Origin of the sequence: Streptomyces aurantiogriseus (assembly GCF_014649375.1) — a bacterium.
Taxonomy (GTDB): domain Bacteria; phylum Actinomycetota; class Actinomycetes; order Streptomycetales; family Streptomycetaceae; genus Streptomyces; species Streptomyces aurantiogriseus.
The window spans coordinates 35,144-57,489 of sequence record NZ_BMSX01000029.1 but is presented as its reverse complement, the minus strand read 5'-3'; the positions used below and the strand labels follow the sequence as shown (position 1 = coordinate 57,489).

Below are 22,346 nucleotides of genomic sequence, written 5' to 3'. Positions count from 1 at the left end.
AGCCCCCGCCACCGCAGCCGATTTCATCCCCGGCTCAGTTCCCGTACGCCGCCGCCGCGGCCGATTCCAGCTTCGCCTGCGTGCCGGCCACGTCCGTCGGGTTCTTCAGGAAGTCCTGCAGGTCCTTCCACTCGCCCTTGCCGGGCGTGCCGCCGAAGGCCTGCGGGGCCTGGTCGGACATGTCGAAGCGGAAGTCGTCGCCCGCCTCGATCAGCGACTGGGCGATCTTCCGCTGCACATCGTTGGGGTAGACGGAGAAGTCGACGTTCTTGTTCGGCGAGAGGTAGCCGCCCAGCTTCGCCTGGATCTCCGCCGCGTCCGGCGAGGCCAGGAAGGTCGCCAGGGCCTGCGCGCCCTTCGAGTCCTTCAGGATCACAGCCGCGTCGCCGCCGGAGACCACGGGCGCGGTGTCGCCCACGGCCGGGAACGGGAACGCCTTCGCGTCCGTGCCGACCTTCGCCCCCGCCTGGCCGATGTTGACCTGCGCGAAGTCGCCCTCGTAGACCATCGCCGCCTTCGGCTGGTCGCCACCGGTGAAGGTCTGCGTCACCGAGGCCGGGAAGTCCGTCTGCAGCGCGCCGGTCGCGCCGCCCGCGACGTAGTCCTTCTTGCCCCAGACCTGCGCGAGCGTGGTCAGCGCGTCCTTCACGGACGGGTCCGTCCACTTGATCTCGTGCTGGGCGAGCTGGTCGTACCTCTCCGGGCCCGCCTGGGAGAGATAGACGTTCTCGAACCAGTCGGTCAGGGTCCAGCCCTCGGCGCCGCCCACGGAGAACGGGGTGACACCGGAGTCGTAGACCGTCTGCGCGGTGCTGAGCAGTTCGTCCCAGGTCTTGGGTTCGGTGGCCCCCGCGTTCTCGAAGACCTTGGCGTTGTACCAGACCAGCGACTTGTTGGCGGCCTTGTAGTAGACGCCGTACTGCTTGCCGTCGATCTTGCCGATGTCCTGCCAGCCCTGGGAGTAGTTCTTCTGGACCTCCTTCAGGGCTTCGGCGCCGAGGGGCTTGGCCCACTTCTTGTCCACGGCCTGCTTGATCGCGCCCGGCTGCGGGAGCATCGCGACGTCCGGCGGCTGGCCGCCCGCGACCTTCGAGCCCAGGAAGTTGATGATCGGGTCCTGCGCGGGCACGAACGTCACCTTGGCGCCCGTCCGCTTCTCGAACTCCGCGAGAACCTTCTTGAAGTTGGCCTGCTCGGCGCCGGTCCACACGGCGGCGACCTCGAGCGTCGTGCCGTTCAGCTTGGGGAGGGTGAGGGTGCTGCCCGACTCCTTGGCCGTCGGGCTGCCGTCGGTTCCGCTGCTCTTGTCGTCGTCGCCGCCGCACGCGGTGAGCGAGAGCGCGAGCGCTCCCGCGAGGAGCGTGGCGGCTGCCTTCACGGTCCTGCGTGTCCGGATGGTGTGGCTCGTGCTGCGCATCACTTCCCCGTTCTTCGTTCCTCGTCGAACGTTCGAGCGCTGTCCCGTGGCACTGGTCTACGCCGGGTGCCAGGGGTCGGCAAGAGCGCCGGTACTGTCAACAAGGGGATCGTGACCGCGTCGTGACTGCGGGGTGCATGTGTCTTTGCCCGGACGTTGCGCGCGCCGCATCCAGGGCCGAACGGTGGACACCCCCCTACGACACGGTGGAGACCCCCTACGACACGGTGGACACCACTACAACAGCGACGGCACCTCCGCCGCCGACACCTCGCGAGCCGCCCGCTCCACCGCGCTCGCCAACAATGCGAGGTCGGTCGGGCCGTTGCCCAGTTCGCGGACGGGGCGGCGGGTCGGGGGGTCGCCCATGCGGTGCCACTCCAGGGGGACCACCGTGGGGCGCAGGGTCGCCGTGCGGGGGATGCGGCCGGTGACACGGCCGCCCTGGAAGGGGGTGAGGCGGCCGTCCGCGCCCTTCAGACGGCCTCGGCCGGGGGCGGGTTCGTCCGCGCCCGAGCCGGGGGCTTCGAGGGCGATCCGCAGGGTGGCCCGGCGGGCGGGCTCCGACTCGGCCGTACGGCCTCCCGGTCCGGCCGCCGCCACCAGGTGCACGCCGAGCCGCTCGCCGTCGCGGGCGACCGCCTCCAGCGCACGCATGACGGAGCCCGCGGCGGGGCGGCCGGGGGAGCCGAGGGCGGGGGAGACCAGGGCGTCAAGGTCGTCGACGACAACCACGAGGCGAGGCAGCGGCGGTGCCGCCTCCGTCCGCTGCCGGGCCGCCGCGCCGGGGCGCAGGCGCAGGGTCGAGCTGGGCGGGGTGTCGAGGTCGGCGGCGCCGGCGCCTGGACCGCTCGGCTGGCGCTGCGGGACGATGCGGCCGGAGACCGCGCGGTGCGTGTGCCACTCGGCGAAGTCGGACCGCCCGAGCAGCTCGGCCCGCCGCTTCAGCTCGGCGCTCAGCGACTGCGCGAACTCCCGCATCCGGACCGGGTCGTTGGTGGTGAGATGTGTGGTGACGTGCGGTACGTCCGTACAGACGCGCAGGCCGTCGCCGTGGCCGCCGCCGCCCTTGCCGACGGTGTCCCGGCCGTCCACCAGCACGATGCCCAGCCGGTCGGGGCGCTCGGCGGCGGCCAGCGAGGCGACGACCGCCCGCAGCAGCTCCGTCCGCCCGCTGCCGGGCGGCCCATCGATCAGCAGGTGGGGGCCCTCGGCGGCCAGGTCCACGGAGACCGGGCCGCGTGGTCCGGCGCCGAGGACGGCCCAGGCGCGGCCGCCGAGTGCTTCGGCGTCGTCGGCCGCGTCCGCCCAGCGGGCCATCAGGGAGGCTGGGGTCGCCCGGGCGAGGCCCAGTTCGTCGAGGAGGCGCGCCGACGCGGGGAGCGGTGCCGACACGCGCGTGGGGCGCTCGCCGCCGGCCGTGCCGTCCGGGCGCAGGGGTGCGAGGGCCCGCGCGAAGCGCTCCGCCCAGGCCGGGGAGACCGCGTCCACCGCACCGACCGTGCCGTGGCCCACCGGGCCGGGCCGCTCCGAGTCCGAGCCGGCCGGTGCGACCCGCAGCAGCCGCAGCGCGGTCGCCACGTCCCCGCTGAGCAGCGCGACCGCCCCGCACGCGCGGAACGTCGGCGCCGCCGCACAGGCCGCCTCGTACGTCTCCGTCACCGGCGACGCGGGGGAGGCGGCGGCCGTCTCGGCGAGGCACACGACGTGTATGCCGGCCCGGGGGCCCGCCGTCGCCAGCCGGGCCGTCGCCTCGCGAAGGTCGGCGCCGCCGGGGTCGCCGTCCACGACTACGACCGTGTACGGGCCCGGGAAGCCGTCGGCGGTGTCGTCCGCCAGCGCCCAGGAGGGGCGGCGGGCGGTGCCCCGGGGTGGAGGAACGGGCGCGGGGGCCGCGGTGCCGGCGTCTGCGAGGTCCTCCAGCCGGCGCAGCAGCTCGTCCACGCGGGCCGTGGCCTGGTCGCGGTCGTAGGCCAGGAGGAGGCGGCAGTCCTGGCCGTGCCCGGGGCGCAGATGGGGGAGCCAGCCCAGCCAGGACCACTCGGCGGTGCGCTCCTCCTCGGAACGCGCGCGGTCGGTGCTGATCAGGACGATCTCCAGGATGTCCGGGGAGTGCAGCGCGGCGAGCTGGGCCAGCACCGCGCGCGCCAGCCCGGCCAGGCGCGGGCGCGGCCCGGCCAGCCCCAGCGCCCCGACCTCGCGCAGCCCCGCGGTCACCGGTACGGCGGGCAGCAGGCCCGAGCCGTCGGGCGCCGTCCGGTCCGCCGTACCGAGCCGGACCGCGAGGGTCTCCGGGTGACGCGGCCCGCGCTCCCACAGGCGGGGGCCCGGGCCCAGCGCCGTCAGCAGCAGCGCGGCAGGGTCCGGCCAGGTGTCCGGTATGGGGGCCGCCGGGCCGGCCGACGGCACCACCGTGGTGTCGGCCGCCTCCTCGCCGTAGGGCTCCGGTGCGGCCGTCTCCTGGTCGCCGCCGCGTCCGCCGGTCAGGCGGCGTGCCCAGGCGGAGAGGCCGCCGCGTTTGCGGAGGCCCTGCGGTACGTCGGTGCCGCGCAGGGGGGTGCCCTTGCGGCGGGAGGCGGTGCCGCCCGCGTCGTCGCGGGAGTCGTGGGGGGCGTGGGAAACCTGGGAGCCGTGGGCGTCGCCGGGCGGGGTGGGGACCGGGGATCCGGCGCGGGGCGCGGAGGTGTGCGGGCCGCGGGCCTCGGGGGCCGTCGTGAAGGAGCCGAGGCCCGAGCGGCCGGCGTGGGTGTCGCCGGAGCCGTCGGCCCCGGCGGGGGGCCGTGCGTCTGTGCGGCGCTCGATGGGGGGTGCGCCACCCTGGCCCGGCACCAGGGGGACGTCCCCGGTCTTGCGCGGGCGGTCGCCGCGGCTGGGGGCGGAGCCGGTCCAGTCGACCGTGCCGTAGGTGTGGCCGGTGGGTCCGGTGGGGGCGGCGATGTCGTCGTTGCCGGGCACGCGCGGGTGGGACGCGCTCGCGGTACCGGTGCCGTCGGTGGCCGTTCCGGGGGCGTGGGCCGCGCCTGTCCGGCCGCCGTCTCCCTCCGAACGCCCGCCGCCGGGCACGCGCGTGTGCCCCCCGCCGGCTGCGCCCGCCGGGTCGGCTCCGCCGCTGTCGCCTGCCCCACGCGCGTGGGCCGCACCCGGCGTCGGTGCCGGGCCGTCACCGGCTCCCGCGTCCCCGCACGGCACCCGGACGTGTCCCTCGCCGTCCGGTGTCGTCGCCACCCGCGCGCCCGGCCCTCCGGGCGGAGCGAGCCGCAGGGCCGACTCTCCGACCCTGAGCAGGGCACCGGGGGTGAGGCGGAGGGGGCGGGACCGGACGTGGGTGCCGTCCAGGGTGGTGCCGTTGGTGGAGCCGAGGTCGGCGACCGTGACCCGGCCGTCGGGGGAGAGGGTCACCGCGCAGTGGAGACGGGAGACGTCGGGGTCGTCGAGCGGGACGTCGGCGTCGGCGGAGCGGCCGACGCGGATCTGACCGCCGTGCAGCAGGTGCACCCCGCCCGCGTCCGGGCCCGCCACCACGTCCAGCCGGGCCGGGGCGTCGTCGACCTCCGGATGCGGCTCGGGGTCGGCCGGGGCGCCCAGCGACAGCACGGCGCCGTCGATCAGCGGTGGCTCGCCGAGCGTGCACCGCCCGGCGTCGAGCCGCTCCCCGCCCGCGTACAGCACGGGCTGCGCTCCGCCGGACGGAGCGGCTCCGCCCTCCCCGGAGACCGCCGCGGCCAGGGCGGACACCACCGCGGCCAGAGCCGTGCCGGCGGGCGCGGTGACCAGCACGTCGCAGCTCGCGGCACGGCCCCGGGCCTCGGCGGGCGGGCCCTGCGGGTCTACGACGGTCAGCCGGATCTGCATCGCCGTCAGCGGTCCCTTCTGCCCGGGCGCGGACTTCCCCCACCCCACACGAGCACGTCGGCCAGTACTGCAGGCATCCTCGCACCTGTCACTGACAATGCGCCCGCCACCGAGGGACAAGTGATCTTGATTGGTCGGCTCTGCCCGCAAAAGTGCCTGACCGGTGACCCACCGATGCCCGCTTGAGATCGGTCACGTCCGCCTCCGGCAACCAACGGACCGAGGCGAGCGTCTTTCCTTCGAACATGGACGGGAAGGGGCGCGTAACCGTACGTAAGGCCCATAGGAAGACGACAGCCCGGTGTCGGTGACACGGCACTACAGTGGGTCGGAACAAGTGGGTCCGAACAGATGGCAAGCAGCCAAGCAAGCAGCAGGGAGCGCATGACGTGCGTCCGGTAGGGAGCAAGTACCTCCTTGAGGAGCCGCTCGGACGCGGCGCCACGGGCACCGTCTGGCGCGCCCGCCAGCGCGAGACCGCGGGCGCCGAGGCGGCCGTGCCCGGTCAACCGGGGGAGACCGTCGCGATCAAGGTCCTCAAGGAGGAGCTCGCGAGCGACCCCGATGTCGTGATGCGCTTCCTCCGGGAGCGCTCCGTCCTGCTGCGCCTGACGCACCCGAACATCGTCCGGGTCCGCGACCTGGTGGTCGAGGGCGATCTGCTGGCGCTGGTCATGGACCTCGTCGACGGCCCCGACCTGCACCGCTACCTGCGCGAGAACGGCCCGTTCACGCCCGTCGGCGCCGCCCTGCTGACCGCGCAGATCGCCGACGCGCTCGCCGCGAGCCACGCGGACGGCGTCGTCCACCGCGACCTGAAGCCGGCGAACGTTCTGCTGCGGCAGAACGGCGGCGAGATGCACCCGATGCTCACCGACTTCGGCATCGCCCGCCTCGCCGACTCCCCGGGCCTGACCCGCACCAGCGAGTTCGTCGGCACGCCCGCGTACGTCGCCCCGGAGTCCGCCGAAGGCCGCCCGCAGACCTCCGCCGTCGACATCTACGGTGCCGGCATCCTGCTGTACGAGCTGGTCACCGGCCGTCCGCCGTTCTCCGGCGGCTCCGCCCTGGAGGTCCTCCACCAGCATCTGAACGCCGAGCCGCGCCGCCCGTCCACGGTGCCCGAACCGCTGTGGACGGTCATCGAACGCTGCCTGCGCAAGAACCCCGACGAGCGCCCCAGCGCCGAGAACCTCGCGCGCGGGCTGCGCGTCGTCGCCGAGGGCATCGGCGTGCACGCCAACTCGATGCAGATCGCCGCCGCCGAGGGCGTGGGCCACCTCCTCGCGCCCGACCCGGCGCCCGCGAGCGTGCCGGGCGCCCCCCAGGGCGCTCCCGGGGGCGCGTACGACCCGAACGCCGCGACCAGTGTGCTGCCGCACACCTCCGGCCCCGGGAACCCGCCGGGCGCCGCCGACCCCACCGCCGTCCTGCCCCACACCGGGGGCCCGGCGGGCGCGGCCGATCCGACGGCCGTCCTGCCGCCGGTGCCGCCGCACCAGCCCGGCCAGCAGGGGCAGCAGCCCGAGCAGCCGCACCCCTGGCAGACGCAGCTGCGCGCCGCCCGCGACCGCAACGAGCAGACCCAGGTCCAGTACCTGGACCCCAGCGAGGACCCGCTGCGCCGCCGTCCCCAGCGGCAGGTCGCCCGCCCGCAGCAGCAGCCGCGCCAGCAGCAGCCGAGGCCGCAGCAGCGCCCGCAGCAGCGGCCCCAGCCGCAGGGCGGCTACGGCCACTCGCAGCAGCAGCCGCAGCAGTACGCGCCGCCGCAGCAGCCCCAGCAGCAGCCGCAGCGGTACGCCCCGCCGCCGCAGCCCCAGCAGCCCCGGCAGCGGCCCGCGCCGGAGCCCCGGCAGCCGCGGGAGCCGCGGCAGCGCAGCGCCAACCCGATGAGGATCCCCGGGCTCGGCTGCCTGAAGGGCTGCCTGTTCACGATCGTCATCCTGGTCGTCGCCGGATGGCTGATCTGGGAGTTCAGCCCCCTCCAAGACTGGATCGGCACGGGCAAGGGCTACTGGGAGCAACTCGGCGACTGGTTCGAGAAGGTCACCAAGTGGATCGGCAACCTGGGCGGGGACTCGGGCGGCGGCGGGGCCTGACGGATGGGTCGCCTGACGGACGGGGCGCCTGACGGCGTCCGGAAGCCTCGCCGGGTGACGGAACCCGACCGTGAGTTTGGGGATTTGTCGACATCTGGCGGGTGATTTCCGTCTCCGCGGTGAAGGTTGGCTCTTCGGGCGCGTAGTTTTGTCGGCCGGGGGTTCGGTGGCCCGTGGCGTCAGCCGCTGATGTCGCGGCCCCCGGATGGCGCAGCGTCGGCAACACGCGTCGGTAGGAGCAGTCTTGGCACGGAAGATCGGCAGCCGGTACACCGCCCACCAGATCCTGGGACGGGGCAGTGCCGGCACGGTGTGGCTGGGCGAGGGGCCGGACGGGCCCGTCGCCGTCAAGCTGCTGCGCGAGGACCTCGCGTCCGACGAGGAGCTGGTGGGCCGCTTCGTGCAGGAGCGCACCGCCCTGCTCGGACTGGAGCACCCCAACGTGGTCTCGGTACGGGACCTGGTGGTCGACGGCAACGACCTCGCGCTGGTCATGGACCTCGTCCGCGGCACGGATCTGCGCACCCGCCTGGACCGCGACCGGCGTCTCTCCCCCGAGGCCGCCGTGGCCATCGTGGCGGACGTCGCCGAGGGCCTCGCCGCCGCGCACGCGGCCGGCGTCGTCCACCGGGATGTGAAGCCGGAGAACGTGCTGCTGGACATGCAGGGCCCGCTCGGCCCCGGCGGCTCGCACCGGGCGCTGCTGACGGACTTCGGCGTCGCCAAGCTGATCGACACCCCGAAGCGGACGCGCGCCACGAAGATCATCGGCACGCCGGACTATCTCGCCCCCGAGATCGTGGAGGGCCTTCCTCCGCGCGCCTCGGTCGACATCTACGCGCTCGCGACCGTCCTCTACGAGCTGCTGGCCGGCTTCACGCCGTTCGGCGGCGGGCATCCGGGGGCGGTACTGCGCCGGCACGTCACGGAGACCGTCGCCCCGCTCCCCGGCATCCCGGACGAGCTGTGGCAGCTGATCGTGCAGTGCCTGGCCAAGGCGCCGGCGTCGCGGCTGCGGGCCTCCGAGCTGGCGGCGCGGTTGCGGGAGCAGCTGCCGATGCTGGCGGGGATGCCGCCGCTGGACGTGGACGAGCCGGACGCGGAGGCGGCGGAGGAGGGGACGCGGGGGGAGCCGGACGAGGCCGCGCCGTCCCCGGCGTCCTCGGCGGGGGTGCGGCGGGGGTCGGTGCCGCTGGTCCCCGGGGCCAGGCCGGACTCCAACCGGGACACGCACACGTCCATGCGGGTGCCCGCGCCGGACGAGCTGGCGGGTGGGGCGCACGGGACGGCTCGGGTGCCGCGGGCGGCGGGGGCGCCGCGGCCGGGCTCGGCGAGGAACCGGGCGTCGACGCGGAGGCGGAGGATCACGCTGAGCGTGGCGGGGTTGGTATTGGCGGCGGCAGTGGGCGTAGGCACCTGGCTGGCGACATCAGGAGACGACGCCGGAGCCACACCCCAGGAAACGGGCACCTCCGCCCCGGCAATGCCCTGATCGTCCTGACCGTCGCCCTCGTCCTGGGCGTCCTCGCTTCGGTTATGTAGTGGCGGCCTGGACTGAGGCGCGGTTCTGCCGCTCCGCTAGGAACGTTGAGACGTTTGCGATACATGCGGGGGAATGCTGCGCGTCGTGATTCTCTCTTGACGGAAGGTGACGGAGGGCTCTTGAATGTGATCACTTTATGAGGATCTTGTGACTCTGGGGGCGGGGTTCAGTGCCGATAGGGCTGGGCATGAGAGGCACGGCGGGGCGTCGCAGGTCTGAGTGGCGCAGGGGGAGTGGGACTACGGCGGCTGTGTTCGCCGTGCTGCTGGGGGCGTTGGCGTTGCCCGCCCAGCAGGCATCCGCATCCGCTGGCGAGTCGGATTACGTGCCGCTGACCGAGGGGCAGCAGGTGCTTGCTCAGGCCAAGGAGTCCGGTCGGCAGGTGGAGGTGACGGGAGAGCGGTCGGAGCGGACGACGGTCTTCGCCAACCCTGATGGTTTCACCTTCACGTTGGAGGAGTCGGCCGTTCCGGTGCGTGTGGCTGCGCCGGGCGGTGGTTGGCAGGCGCCGGACGCGACGCTGGAGAAACGTTCCGATGGCTCGGTGGGCCCGAAGGCGGCTGCGGTGCAGATCGCGTTCTCGGCGGGTGGTGACAAGGCACCGTTGGCGTCGATCGAGGATCAGGGCAGGTCGCTGGAGCTGCGGTGGCCGGGGAAGCTCCCGGCGCCACAACTGGACGGTCCCAGCGCTCTGTACTCCGAGGTGCTGCCGGGTGTTGACCTGAAAGTGACGGCGACGCCGGAGAGTTTTCAGCAGGTGCTCGTGGTCAAGACGCCTGAGGCTGCGGCGAACGACGAGCTGAAGAAGCTCACCTTCGGGCTGAAGGCTGAGGGGTTGGACATTCGTGAGGGGGCGCTTGGAAACCTCGCGGCCGTCGACGACAGCGGTCGTACCGTGTTCAAGGCACCACCCGCGCGGATGTGGGACTCGGCGGGCGAGGCGTCCGGGCCGCAGACGCAGCTGGTGATGGCCGACACGCCGGGAACGGCTCAGGCGGTGCCTTCGGATCCTTCGGAGGCAAGGCCGTCGGGTTCGGGGCTGGAGCCCGGCCAGGGTGACAAGGTGGCCCGGATGGATGTGGCCGTCACGAAGAACTCCCTCTCGGTGGTGCCGGATCCGAAGATGCTCGCGCAGACCCAGGCGTCGGCGTTCCCGCTGTTCATCGACCCGACTGTGACATGGGGCGAGTCGGAGCGGACGCTGCTGCGCAGCGACGGCTACGAGTCCTACGGGTGGGGCAACGGGGATGACGACCAGGGCAAGGGCGCGGGCAAGTGCGGTACCTGGAACGGGTATTACTGCGGTCCGGGCTATGTGCAGAAGCTTTACTTCGAGTTCTCCCCGGCGAGCCTGAAGGGCAAGAAGATCCTGGACGCCACGTTCCGGGTGACCGAGCCGTGGGCGTTCCAATGCGACCCACGTTGGGTGGATCTGGTCCGCACCAACAACATCTCTTCCTCCACCACCTGGTCGTCGCGGCCGGCGGAGCTGGATCTGATGGTGGACCGCAATGTGTCGGCGGGCCGGGGTTCGCTGTGTGACCCGGACGCGCCGGACGCGCCGATCGAGTTCAACGACAACCCGGAGGAGACGAACGAGAATCTGACGCCGACGGTGGCGAACTTCGCGGCGGGCAAGTTCTCCCGGCTGACGCTGGAGATCAAGGCGCACGACGAGACGGACCCGTCTGCGTGGAAGCGGTTCAAGAACGACGCCGTGCTCGCGGTGAAGTACGTGGGGGTGCCGGCTACGCCCACAGAGGTTGGTGTGGTCGCGGGCTCTTCCTATGTGTGCTCGACCAACTCGGCCGTTCCGAGCATCGTGTCCGATCCGACGCCGCTGGTGCAGGGGAAGCCGCGTACGGCGTCCGGTGGTTCTGTCGGCGCGAGCCTTCGGATCAGGTGGCGGACGGAGAAGTCCACCGACAACGGTTCGACGTGGACGGTCGCCCACACGGACATCGACGGTCCGACCTCGGGTTATGTCGGGAACCTGGTCAAGCAGTCGCGGAGCTTGCCCACGCTGCAGGAGGGCCAGTTGTACCGGCTGAGAGCGCTCACCCTGTCGTACTACGAGGATGGCAGCAACCGGCTGAACTCCGCTTACAGCGCAGCCTGTTACTTCAAGGTTGATCCGACCGCGCCTAAGGCGCCGCAAGTGACCTTCGGGTCCCCATACACAGAGTGCGTGACCAACGACTGTGTGGCCCATGGCGGCCCGGGTGTGCCGGGTACGTTCACGTTCACGCACGACGCAGCCGACACGAACGTCGTCGCCTACCAGTACAAACTGTCCGCGGAAGACGAGTGGTCACCCGACCAGTCCTCCTCGACGATGCCGATCACCATCACACCCCAACGTTCTGGCACGCACCGCCTGTATGTGCGTGCCAAGGACAACGTCGGCAGCGGCCGCTATGGCGCGGAGAACGTGGTTGACTTCCTGGTGAGCGCTGGTGACGGGCCGGTCGGGCGGTGGAACTTCAGTGAGGCGAGCGGTGCCGCACGGGACTCGGCAACGTCTGACGGAGAGGACAACGCCACGCTGGGCGGTGGTGCGGTGCGGGACGACAGGGGTCGCCGCGGATTGATCACCCACGATGCGTCCGGCGTGCCGCTGGAGAACCGGGTAACGGACAAGGGCATGGCGCTGAACGGCACCAGCGGCTACGCGGCGACCAGTGGGCCGGTGCTGGAGACCCGCTCGGCCTTCACCCTCTCCGCGTGGGTGCGGTTGGAGCGCGACGACCGCAATGCAGCGGTGCTCTCGACGAAGGACAGCGTCAGCAGCCCGTTCCTCCTTTACTACGAGGCCAGTAAGAAGACCTGGGCCTTCGCCATCCGCCAGCCAGGCCAGACCGACTTGTACCAAGGCCAGCTCGCGGCCTACCCGGCGCAGGTCGGCGTATGGACGCACCTTGCCGGTACCTACGATCCGGCGACTGGCAAGCTCATGCTCTATGTGGACGGCCGTATGCAGTACAAGGGCCAGACCGTGCAGGGTTCGTATCCGTCGACCGCGCCGCTGGACTTCGGCCGGCACCAGTACAGCACCGGCCCCGGAATGTACTTCCAGGGCTCGATTGACGAGGTCGCCGTCTGGCAGCGCGCGCTGAGCACGCAGGAGATCGTGAACGAGGCCCGCCTGCTGACCTCCGATGAATTCGCCGGCGTCGAATTGGTGGCGGACTGGTCGGCGGACCGAGGCAGTGGCACCACCATCGCGGACACCATGTCCGGCTACGGCAAGACCCTGAACCTGGCCGACGGGGCTGCGCTGGTAGGTGACGCGATTGAACTGGACGGGATGAAGGCCGCGGCGAGCGTGCAGGGGCCGCTGGTGTATGAGCACGGTGCGTTCACCGTGACCACCCTGGTGCAGTTGGACGGGGCGAAACTCGCAGCCAAGGATGTCGGCTACACCGGCCAGGTCCTCGGGCAACAGACCGCGGACGGCTCGTCCTGGGGCTTCTGGTACGAGCTGACCGGTAAAGACGTCGTCTGGGACGAGGAGACCCTGGAGGAGCGCACCGTGCTGGACGGCAAGTGGCACTTCGGGCGGCTGAACAACGATGGCACCTGGAGCTCCGTGGTCTCCGACCAAGTCGCCGCGGTGGGCAGCCCGGTCCGGCTCACCGGCATCTACGACCCGCTGACCGGGACCATCAGCCTCTATCTGGGCCACAACCAGAACGGCGACAACAAGGCTTACACCGTCAAGCTCGGCTCCGGCGACTTCACGGTCGGCAAGGGCTTCAGCAACAGCACCTGGCAGCACTATCTGCCAGCCAGGGTCAACGAGATCCGGGTCTGGGCTGGCGCGATGGCCAGCAGCGAACAGATCGACGAGACCGTGGGCGACTGACGGCAGTGGGTGAGGACAGCTTCCTCAGGGCTGTCCTCACCCACAACACCCGACAGGCGCGGTACGACAGCCCGCAGCTGGCTTAGGGCACTCTCTGAACGGGACTGGGTGGGCGAGACGTGATTCTTGGCATAGGCACATCAAGGGCGAACCGCGGGAGCATGCGGAGCCGCGCCGGTCGGCTGTTGGCGCGGTCGCTGGCCCTCGCACTGGTCGTGCCAGTGGGCGTGGCGCAGGTCGCCGAAGCCGCGGGGCCTGGCGGTCTGGGACGTCCCGATGTCCCCAAGTCCCGTGTGAGCAAGGTCGAGGAGTTCGACGGCCCTGGCGCGAAGGAAGCCCGTCGGCAGGTCGCCCAGGACAGGAAGACCAACAAGGCTCAGGCGGACCGGGCCCGGGCGGAGCAGCAGGCTGCCTGGCCACGGCAGGGTCAGGCCACGCTCGAGCTGTCCACCGGCAAGAAAACTGGTGCAGCTCCGGGCGGCGTACCGGTCACCCTGGCGCCGCTTGCCGGTGACAAGGCTACGGCGGGCGGTACGGCGCGTGTCGCCGTGCTGGACCAGAAAGCTGCCCGCGAGGCGGGCGTCACTGGCGTGCTTCTGACCGCCGCAGCAGACACCGCCGGCACCGCCGACGTCAGCATCGACTACAGCGGCTTCGCCTCGTCGATCGGCGGCGGCTGGGCCCACCGCCTGCGCCTGGTGCAGATGCCTGCCTGCGCTCTGACGACCCCGGAGAAGGCCGAGTGCCGCACCCAGCGTCCGCTGGCGTCGGACAACGACCTCACCGGCCAGTCGGTGTCGGCGAAGGTCCACCTCGCCGATTCGGCGAGCGGTCCCTCCGCACAGTTCCTGCGCGCCGCTGACAACACTGCACCGGCTGCTACCGTGCTGGCCGTCACCGCGGCGGCGGCCGGTTCCGGCCAGTCGCCCAAGGGTGCCGGGGACTATTCGGCCACCCCGCTGGCCGAGTCCTCGTCCTGGCAGGCGGGCGGCAGCTCGGGATCCTTCACCTGGTCCTACGCCTTCACCATGCCGCCTGCGGCCGCCGGCCCAGTCCCGCCCGTGTCACTGTCGTACGACTCGGGCAGTGTCGACGGCCGCACCGCGACCACCAACAATCAGGGCACGTCGGTCGGTGAGGGCTTCGCGCTCACCGAGTCGTACGTCGAGCGGACCTATGGCTCCTGCGATGAGGACGGCCACGAGGACGTCTTCGACCTGTGCTGGAAGTACGACAACGCGCGCCTGGTGCTGAACGGCAAGTCCACGCGCCTGGTCAAGGACGACGACAGCGGCCAGTGGCGGCTGGAGAACGACGACGCGTCGACGGTGACCAGGTCCACTGGCGCGGACAACGGCGACGACAATGGCGAGTGCTGGACCGTCATCACGGGCGACGGCACGAAGTACGTGTTCGGCCTGGACAAGCTTGAGGGCGCGGGTGCCCAGCGCACCAACTCCGCCTGGACCGTTCCGGTGTTCGGCGACGACTCGGGCGAGCCGGGCTACTCCGCCGGTGACGCCTTCAGTGACCGGGCGCTGACCCAGGCCTGGCGTTGGAACCTCGACTATGTCGAGGACACTCGCGGCAATGCCGCCACCTACTGGTACTCCAAGGAGTCCAACTACTACAAGAAGAACAAGTCGGAGGCCGCCAACGCCTCCTACGCGCACGGCGGTTACCTCAGCCGGATCGAGTACGGCCTGCGCAAGGGTGCTCTGTTCACCGACAAGGCGGATGCGAAGGTCACCTTCGGCTATGCCGAGCGCTGCACGGCCTCGGACTGCTCCAGCCTGACCGAGGACACCGCCGACAACTGGCCGGACGTGCCGTTCGACGCGATCTGTTCCCAGGGCGACGATGAGTGCAACGCGGCCGGCCCGTCGTTCTTCTCCCGTAAGCGCCTGACCGGGATCGACACCTTCTCCTACAACGCCACCACGGTTGCCTACGACCCGGTGGACTCCTGGGACTTCGCTCAGGAGTACAAGGACGGCGGAGACATCGGCGACAGCTCCGACCAGGTCCTCACCCTGAAGGCGATCAAGCGGACCGGCAAGGCGGGCGACACGAGCATCGCGCTCAACCCGATCTCGTTTACGTACCAGATGCGGCCCAACCGCGTGGACGCCACGGACGACATCCTGCCCCTGACCCGGCCGCGGATCTCCACCGTCACCTCGGAGACCGGTGCGATCACCACGGTGACGCTGTCGGGAGAGGAATGCGTGCGCGGCGATGTCCTGGGCGCAGCCCCCGACACCAACGCCCGCTCCTGCTACCCGCAGTACTGGCACATCAACGGTGCCGAGAACGCCTCGATCGACTGGTTCCACAAGTACCGGGTGCTGGCCGTCACCGTCTCCGACCCGGCAGCCGCCAACGAGTCGGTCGAGCACGCCTACTCCTACGGCGGCGCCGCCTGGCACCACAGCGACGACCCGTTCGTCCCGAAGGACGAGCGGACCTGGTCGGACTGGCGCGGCTACCGCCAGGTCACCGCCTGGACCGGCGCGACGGACGTCACCCGCTCGCGAACCGTCTCCGTCTACTTCCAGGGCATGGACGGCGACAAGAACCAGGACGGCACCACCAAGTCCGTCTCCGTCGCCCCCCTGACCACGCCGACCCTGGGAGCTCCGACCTTCAAGGACAGCGACGAGTTCGCAGGCCAACTGCGCGAACAGGTCACCTACAACGGCTCCACCGCGATCTCGGCCACGGTGAACGACCCCTGGTCGCAGGAGACCGCCCGCCAGAGCCCGCCCGGCGCAGGCGACCACGTGGCCCGGTACGTCCGCACAGGAAAGACGCACGACTACACGTACCTGACCGCGGCCCAGACCTGGCGAGAACGGCTGACGAGCACGACCTACGACGACTACGGCATGGCCGTCCGGGTCGAGGACTCCGGTCAGGTCGGCAAGGCCTCGGACGAGACCTGCACCCGCACCTGGTACGCCCGCAACACCGATCTCGGCCTCACCAGCCTGGTCTCCCGCACCCGCACGGTCGCCCGCACCTGCGCGACCGTGGACACCTCGCTCGGCCTGCCCGCGACCATGGACCCCGCCAACCCCCAGCGAGGCGACGTGCTCGCCGACGCCGGCACGGTCTACGACACGACGAACGCCACCACCTGGTCGGCCGCTCAGAAGCCCACCGAGGGACAGGTGACCTGGACCGGCCGCCCGACCGGCTACGCCGCCACCGCGGACGCCAACGGTGAGCGGCTGCCAGCCGGCTGGCAGAAGGTCTCCGCCACCACGTACGACACCCTGGGCCGCCCCGTGAGCGTCAGCGACGCCTCCACGAACCCCCCGACCACCACCACCTACACCCCCGCCGACGCAGGCCCCCTGACCAGGACCATCACCGCGGACCCCAAGCAGTACAAGAAGGTCAGCTTCCTCGACCCGCGGCGCGGCGTGCCCCTGCGTACCTACGATCCCAATAGCAAGAAGACCGAGCTGAGCTACGACGCCCTCGGCCGGCTGACTCAGGTATGGCTGCCGAACCGCTCAAGCAGCAGCCAGGCACCCAACATGAAATTCGCCTACCACGTGGACCCCACCAAGCCCTCCTGGGTGTCGACCTCGACGCTGAAGAAGGACGGCGAAACCTACAACACCACCTACGCGCTGTACGACTCGCTCCTACGCCCCTTGCAGACCCAGTCGCTGACCCCGCAGGGCGGCCGCCTGCTGACCGACACCCGCTACGACACCCGGGGCCTGCCCTACGAGACGTACGCCGACATCTTCGACACCACGAGCACCCCCAACAGCACCTACACCCGGGCCGAGTACGGCGAGGCACCCAAGCAGACGCAGACGGTCTTCGACGGGGCGGGCCGCGCGACGACCAGCACCCTGATCGTCTTCGGCGTCAAGAAGTGGTCCACCAGCACCAGCTACACCGGAGACTCGGTCGCGACCACAGCCCTCGAGGGTGGCTCGGCCCAGCGCACCATTACCGACGTACGCGGCCAGACCACCGAGACCCGCGCATACGAGAGCAGCAGCCCTGCCGACGCCGCCTTCGGCACCAGCCCCGGCGCCGCGTACACGCCCACGAAGTTCACCTACACCCTGGACGGCAAGCAGGAGACGATCACCGGCCCGGACGGCGCCAAGTGGTCGTACGTGTACGACCTGTTCGGCCGCCAGGCCAAGGCCACCGACCCGGACAAGGGAACGGCTGCCACCGAGTACGACATCCTCGACCGTCCGACCAAGAACACGGACTCCCGGGGCACGTCGATCCTGACCGGATATGACGAACTGGGCCGAATAACCGGAACCTGGAAGGATTCCAAGACCGACGCCAACCAGCTCACCGGCTACGTCTACGACACCCTTCTCAAGGGCCTGCCCACCTCCTCCACCCGCTACGTCGACGGCAAGGCCGGCGCGGCGTACACCCAGGCCGTCACCGCCTACGACAGCCTCAACCGCGCCACAGGCACCGAGCTGCGGCTGCCGGACAGCGACCCGTTTGCGAAGGCCGGCGTATCCACCCTGGCGTACGAGACGTACTACAACGTCGACGGTACCCAGCAGTACAATCGCGAGCCCGCCATGGGCGGCCTGCCGTCCGAGATCATCGAATACAAGTACGACGGCCTCGGTAACGTCACCTCGATCGGCGGCGCGACCGGATACCTGCTGGACGTGTCCTACTCGGCCCTCGCCCAGCCACAGCAGCTGACCCTGGGCACTGGCGGCAGCGGCAACAAGAACATCTACGTCGGCAACGACTTCGAGGAAGGTACCGGCCGCCTGACCCGCAGGCACGTGACGGACCAGACCCACCCGTACATGCTGCAGGAGCTCAACTACACCTACGACCAAGCCGGCAACGTCACCGCGATCAGCGATCCCACCACCCTGGGCGGCACCAGCTCCGCGGACACCCAGTGCTTCACCTACGACGGCCACCAGCGCCTCATTGAAGCCTGGACACCCGCCTCCCAGAACTGCGCCGACACCCGCAGCGCGTCCAGCCTGTCAGGACCAGCCCCCTACTGGACCAGCTACACCTACAACAACGCCGGCCAGCGGACCAGCGAGACGGCTCACAAGAACACCAGCACCACCAAAACCACCTATTGCTACACCAGCACCATCCAGCCGCACACCCTGACTGGAACCACCACCGGCACTGACTGCACGAACCCCGAGCGCCCCTACAAGTACGACAAGACCGGCAACACCTGGCAGCGCCCCGGAACCACTCAACCGCAGACCCTGGAGTGGTCACCCGAAGGCAAGCTGACCAAACTCACCGAGAACGCGACGTCAACCGACTACCTCTACTCCGTCGACGGCACTCTTCTCATCCGCAGCACGCAGAACGGTGAACGCGTCCTGTACGCCGGCACCACGGAACTCCACCTGCGTGCCAACGGAACGACGTGGGCTCAGCGCACCTATGGGGCCGGCGACATCACAGCCGCTGTACGCTCGAACCAGTCAGGGACCAACAAGCTCACCTACCTGACCAGCGACCACCACAACACGGCCTCGCTGGCGATCAACACCGACACGGGCCAGACCTTCACAAAGCGCTACACCACCCCCTTCGGTGCCGACCGCGGCACTCCGCTTTACGGGCCTTGGCCCGACGACAAAGGGTTTCTCGGCAAGACGCGGGACACCACCACCGGCCTGACCCACATCGGCGCCCGGGAATACGACCCCGTCATCGGCCAGTTCATCAGCGTCGACCCCGTCCTGGCCCCGGACAGCCCGCAGCTTCTCAACGGCTACAGCTATGCCGGCAACAATCCCATCACCAACTCCGATCCCAGCGGCCTCTGCCCGAAGGACGTTTGCGACGGACACGGCCAGATTACGGGATCAAAGCCACACCCCCTGCCTGGAGGCTCTGGCGGCAGTAACTCGTCCGGAGGGGGCACGAGCGGCACGGCCTCGTCGACCAGTGGCGGCGCCGCCGGAGCGATGGACGGATACGGAGTCGGCGGGAACACAGTCGCTCCGATCACCGGCACTGTGACGGATGACCCCTACTATGCGATTCGCATGCAAGCCGCTCAGATCTGGGCAGGGCTGCCGGGCTTCTGCGCCAACTCCCCCGTCTGGTCCTTCTGCGGAGGAGCGGTCGCGAGCAGCCCTGCAGCAGCAGAGGGCTATACGCCGGATACGCTCGTATGGAATTGGCTGCTGGGACGGGGGCCGAAGCGGGTCGTGTATGGAGACGAGAGTCTGATGTCTGAGTACATGGCCGCGACGTCGGAGGCAAAGGAAGCGCGCGCCAACGCAGTCGCCGCTTGGAAGAGCAGTCACAAGAAGGACCTGGAAACTCTTGCGACGTACAGTCTCGGTAAGATGAGTACCAAGGAAAAGGCGAAGCACGTCGGAGCCGACCTCTGGAGTCTCTATAGGTACGTCACGAGCGCTGGAACGGTGGCGGATGTGAACTCGACCAGAGTGGCGCTCGGGTCATACGCAATTAAAGGAAAGATCCTCGGGGCAGATAAAAGCGGCATCAATGTTCGCTTCACGGTCGAGGAGACTCTGAGTATTCACTCTGCCGCTCACATCATCACCGGGTACGGAACCCGAGCGGAGCGGGTGGCGAAGGGGCTTGACAGGGAGTCGGGCATGATGGCGAATGTCACTCATGTGATCACCTGGAAGGAAACCATCCTCTTCGATCAGAATTAGCTTGATGTGCGGGGCGGCGGGGTGAGCCGTCCCGCACATGGCTTGGGAGTGAACTGGATAGCATGAATATTTTCCGCATGGGCCGTAGAGCGGCCCGGGTTGTACTGGCGTGTTGCACGCTAGGAATTTTCTGCTCCGGCTGCGCGCTTCTTTCTTCAGATCTTCCGACAGGGTCGAATCAGGTCATGTCTCGAGATGGTTTGGTGGGTACCTGGAAAGACGCGCAAGGTGGGTCCGTCACATTTGGCGAGTCGGGAACTTTCACCGCGGATAAAATCTGTGGCGATTCGGTGGTCAGGACGGGTTCGTGGTGGATATTTACTCCGAGCCCAAGTGTCGAGCCGAATGCCGCTACACAGGTGAAATTGGATTTCGCGGGCGAATCCGGTAAAGTTCGGGAGTATACAGCTGGCGGATCGTCCAATAAGGTCATCCTGTGGGCTGCCATCGGAGACCTCGATGACTCGAATTACTGTCTCCTGGGCAAGGAGTGAGCCTCCTGAACGGCTACGGCCCCCTGCGCCGATGGCTCCGGCGTCCAAGCTCGTCTCCGTCGTGCCGTTCTCCCAGGGACTTCGTTGCTCGTCTCAGCCGACTTCACGCCCCCAGCCGGATCCTTCAACCTGAAGGCAACCCTGACCAGCTACAACAGACTGAACCAGTGCGGAACAGTGGAATTCGAGATCACTCGGAAGATGACCGTTGAGTCGCTTACCCGTGGGGTGCCGAAGGAAAGGTGCGAAAGCGGAGTAAAGGACCGATGGCGACGGCCATATCCAACGTCACCTGCGCGGCCTTCCCAATGGTCAACAGCTGCGCCAGGTGCCGGTGACTTTCGCCGCTGGAGGGCGAACGCCAATGCGTCAACCGTGAAGCTGGACGGCCGGGAGTTCAGCTTCGACGACGACGGGAGGATGACGGGAACGGGAACCTGGCGCCTCCTGAACCCGGGCGCCTATCGCGGCGGCCTTGGAGGTCAACTCCGCGGCGGCCAGCAAGCCGACAGCATTGCCTGTGCCCTCCGCCGTCCGGACCCGACAATCGCTGCGTCCCGCACCGCATCACCGCCCAAACGGGCGACCTGGGACCTGGGCGTCACCAAGGGCAAGAAGGGGGAACTGCTCCTCGTCTTCTTGACGGCGGACACTGACATGCGTGACACCTATTACCTCACGAAGGACGGTGTGGGGACCTCGTAGCTCACATGCAGGAAGAGGTGCGGCGGCCTTCAGGGTGTCCCCGCGTTCGCCGTCGCCCGGGCGGTGTGCCGCCAGGCTTCCTCCACTTCTCGATGAATTACGGGTACGACGATCCCTACCCCGCCGTGTAGGACCTCGCCCTCGGGACGGCAGTCCCAGTCGGCGAGCAGGTCGTCGACGAGGCGAGGGAGTCGGCCGAGCCAGTCGGCGCCCGGCTCTCCCTCGCGCTCGATCGTTCCCCGTACGAAGGTCTCGGGGACCTGGATCATGCCTTCGCGGCGGCGTACGGGAGGAAGCCGGCCCAGGCGGTGGGGGAGAGGTTCAGTTGAGGGCCGGTGGGGTTCTTGGAGTCGCGGATGTGGATGGTCTGCGGGCAGGCGGCGACTTCGAGGCAGTCGCCGCCTTCGCCGTCGCTGTACGTCGACTTGCGCCAGGTGTAGGCGGCCTCCAGGCAATCCCCGCCTTCACCGCCGCTGTAGCTGGACTTGAACCAGGTGAGGTTCCGGCTGTTCATAGCTCCTCCAGCTTCTTTTCGATGAGCCTTTGGGTCTCCCTGGGCGAGAGAGCCATCGCCCGCATGATCCCATAGCGGTCTGCGATCTTCCGGACCTCGTCGCAGTCGGTGATCAGGCGGGGGTAACCCTGGATCTCGGTGTACGCCACCTGCCCGTGCTTCTTGGGGGTCAGCAGGTTGAACGCGCCGTCCATATTGGGGTGTTCTTCCACGCCGGTCGGCATCACCTGGATCTCCATGTTCCGCAGGGCGCTGACCCTGAGCAGGCGCTCCAACTGCTCGGCGTGGACCTTCCGTCCGCCGATCGGCCGGTCCAGTACGGCCTCCTCGATCACGTAGCTGACGAGGGGCGCGGGCCAACGCTCGAAGACCTGCTGTCGGGAGAGTCGGTCGGCGACTCGCTTCTCGATCGTCTCCTCGCTCAGCAAGGGACGCCGTTTGGCGAACACCGCGTGGGCGTGGGCCTCCGTCTGCAAGAGCCCGTGCAGCGCGTGGCTGGAGTAGTGGTGCAGCTCAACCGCCTCCGCCTCCAACGCCGCATACCCCCGATACCACTCCGGATGCCGAGTCCGAGCCCTGCTCATCGCCTCCCGCACCTCGGGAATCGCGTCCTTCAGCATCCCCCCGGCATCCAGCAGCGCATCCGCCTGTTCCAGCACCTCAGGCCGGATGATCCGCACCCCTCGCTCCATGGACGAGATCGCGTCCGGTCCGTATCCGACGAGCTGCCCGAACTCCTTCTGTGTGAGTCCCTTGCGCTCCCTCAGCCGCTTCAGGATCTTCCCCAGGGCCGTGAACAGCCCCGTCGTCCCATCAGCCTCCGCCGGCGTCTCCGGCCTCCGCTCCCGTTCGTCCGTCGTCATGCGACCCCACCGCCTTCACGCCCTCGTGGTCACGGTCGACGACCCGTACGGGCACCCCACAGCAGCCGTACGGCTACGCAGAGTCGCCGAGTCGCCCCTGGCCAGCGTAGATACAACCGAGCACGCTCAGTCAGGCGAACTCACAAATCTCCACCCAGAGCTCTACGTCAGCAAGCTCACTGGGCAGGCCGCTGCCTGCTTCGGTACTTCCGTCGGCAAGATCTGTGGTCCGCGCGACTGAGCGCATGCTGATGCATTCGGTCGGCAGTGGCACTGCCTCTTTCGCAACAGTGAGTGGGACCTCC

9 protein-coding genes are annotated in these 22,346 nt (G+C 69.7%); 5 read left to right on the top strand and 4 right to left on the bottom strand.

Annotation, left to right across the window (positions count from 1 at the left end; genetic code table 11):
* Positions 1–34: 34 nt before the first annotated feature.
* On the bottom strand, positions 35–1,417 hold the full coding sequence (locus IE263_RS41055; protein ID WP_189943206.1) for an ABC transporter substrate-binding protein: 1,383 nt from the start codon (positions 1,415–1,417) through the stop codon (positions 35–37).
* A gap of 237 nt (positions 1,418–1,654) precedes the next feature.
* Entirely contained in the window at positions 1,655–5,269 is a 3,615-nt protein-coding gene (locus IE263_RS41050; RefSeq protein ID WP_189943256.1) for an FHA domain-containing protein, read from the bottom strand.
* Positions 5,270–5,658: 389 nt separating this feature from the next.
* Here IE263_RS41050 and IE263_RS41045 point away from each other — a divergent pair, with 389 nt between their 5' ends.
* From IE263_RS41045 to IE263_RS41025, 5 genes are all read left to right on the top strand, one after another.
* Positions 5,659–7,368: a serine/threonine-protein kinase gene (locus tag IE263_RS41045; RefSeq protein WP_189943205.1), complete on the top strand. Its 1,710-nt coding sequence runs from the start codon at positions 5,659–5,661 to the stop codon at positions 7,366–7,368.
* A 244-nt stretch (positions 7,369–7,612) separates the two neighbouring features.
* Positions 7,613–8,860, top strand: a complete 1,248-nt coding sequence (locus IE263_RS41040) for a serine/threonine-protein kinase (protein ID WP_189943204.1) — start codon at positions 7,613–7,615, stop codon at positions 8,858–8,860.
* A 238-nt stretch (positions 8,861–9,098) separates the two neighbouring features.
* Positions 9,099–12,776, top strand: coding sequence for a laminin G domain-containing protein (locus IE263_RS41035; protein WP_189943203.1), 3,678 nt, complete (start codon positions 9,099–9,101; stop codon positions 12,774–12,776).
* Between the two features lie 161 nt (positions 12,777–12,937).
* Complete coding sequence (locus tag IE263_RS41030; protein WP_189943202.1) at positions 12,938–19,465, top strand: RHS repeat domain-containing protein; 6,528 nt, start codon at positions 12,938–12,940, stop codon at positions 19,463–19,465.
* Positions 19,466–20,334: 869 nt separating this feature from the next.
* Complete coding sequence (locus IE263_RS41025; protein WP_189943201.1) at positions 20,335–20,664, top strand: hypothetical protein; 330 nt, start codon at positions 20,335–20,337, stop codon at positions 20,662–20,664.
* Positions 20,665–20,929: 265 nt separating this feature from the next.
* On the opposite strand, the gene IE263_RS41020 is transcribed toward IE263_RS41025, so the two are convergent.
* Complete coding sequence (locus IE263_RS41020; protein WP_189943200.1) at positions 20,930–21,178, bottom strand: DUF397 domain-containing protein; 249 nt, start codon at positions 21,176–21,178, stop codon at positions 20,930–20,932.
* Positions 21,175–22,041 carry a helix-turn-helix domain-containing protein gene (locus IE263_RS41015; RefSeq protein ID WP_189943199.1) on the bottom strand — a complete coding sequence of 289 codons (867 nt, stop codon included), beginning with the start codon at positions 22,039–22,041 and terminating at the stop codon, positions 21,175–21,177. The genes IE263_RS41020 and IE263_RS41015 overlap by 4 nt, the downstream gene beginning before the upstream one ends.
* Positions 22,042–22,346: the final 305 nt, after the last annotated feature.

Bases quoted from the DNA above. Each gene is read 5' to 3' on its own strand.
- IE263_RS41055 (WP_189943206.1), bottom strand. From the start codon at position 1,417: ATGCGCAGCACGAGCCACACCATCCGGACACGCAGGACCGTGAAGGCA.
- IE263_RS41050 (WP_189943256.1), bottom strand. From the start codon at position 5,269: ATGCAGATCCGGCTGACCGTCGTAGACCCGCAGGGCCCGCCCGCCGAG.
- IE263_RS41035 (WP_189943203.1), top strand. From the start codon at position 9,099: ATGAGAGGCACGGCGGGGCGTCGCAGGTCTGAGTGGCGCAGGGGGAGT.
- IE263_RS41030 (WP_189943202.1), top strand. From the start codon at position 12,938: ATGCGGAGCCGCGCCGGTCGGCTGTTGGCGCGGTCGCTGGCCCTCGCA.
- IE263_RS41020 (WP_189943200.1), bottom strand. From the start codon at position 21,178: ATGAACAGCCGGAACCTCACCTGGTTCAAGTCCAGCTACAGCGGCGGT.
- IE263_RS41015 (WP_189943199.1), bottom strand. From the start codon at position 22,041: ATGACGACGGACGAACGGGAGCGGAGGCCGGAGACGCCGGCGGAGGCT.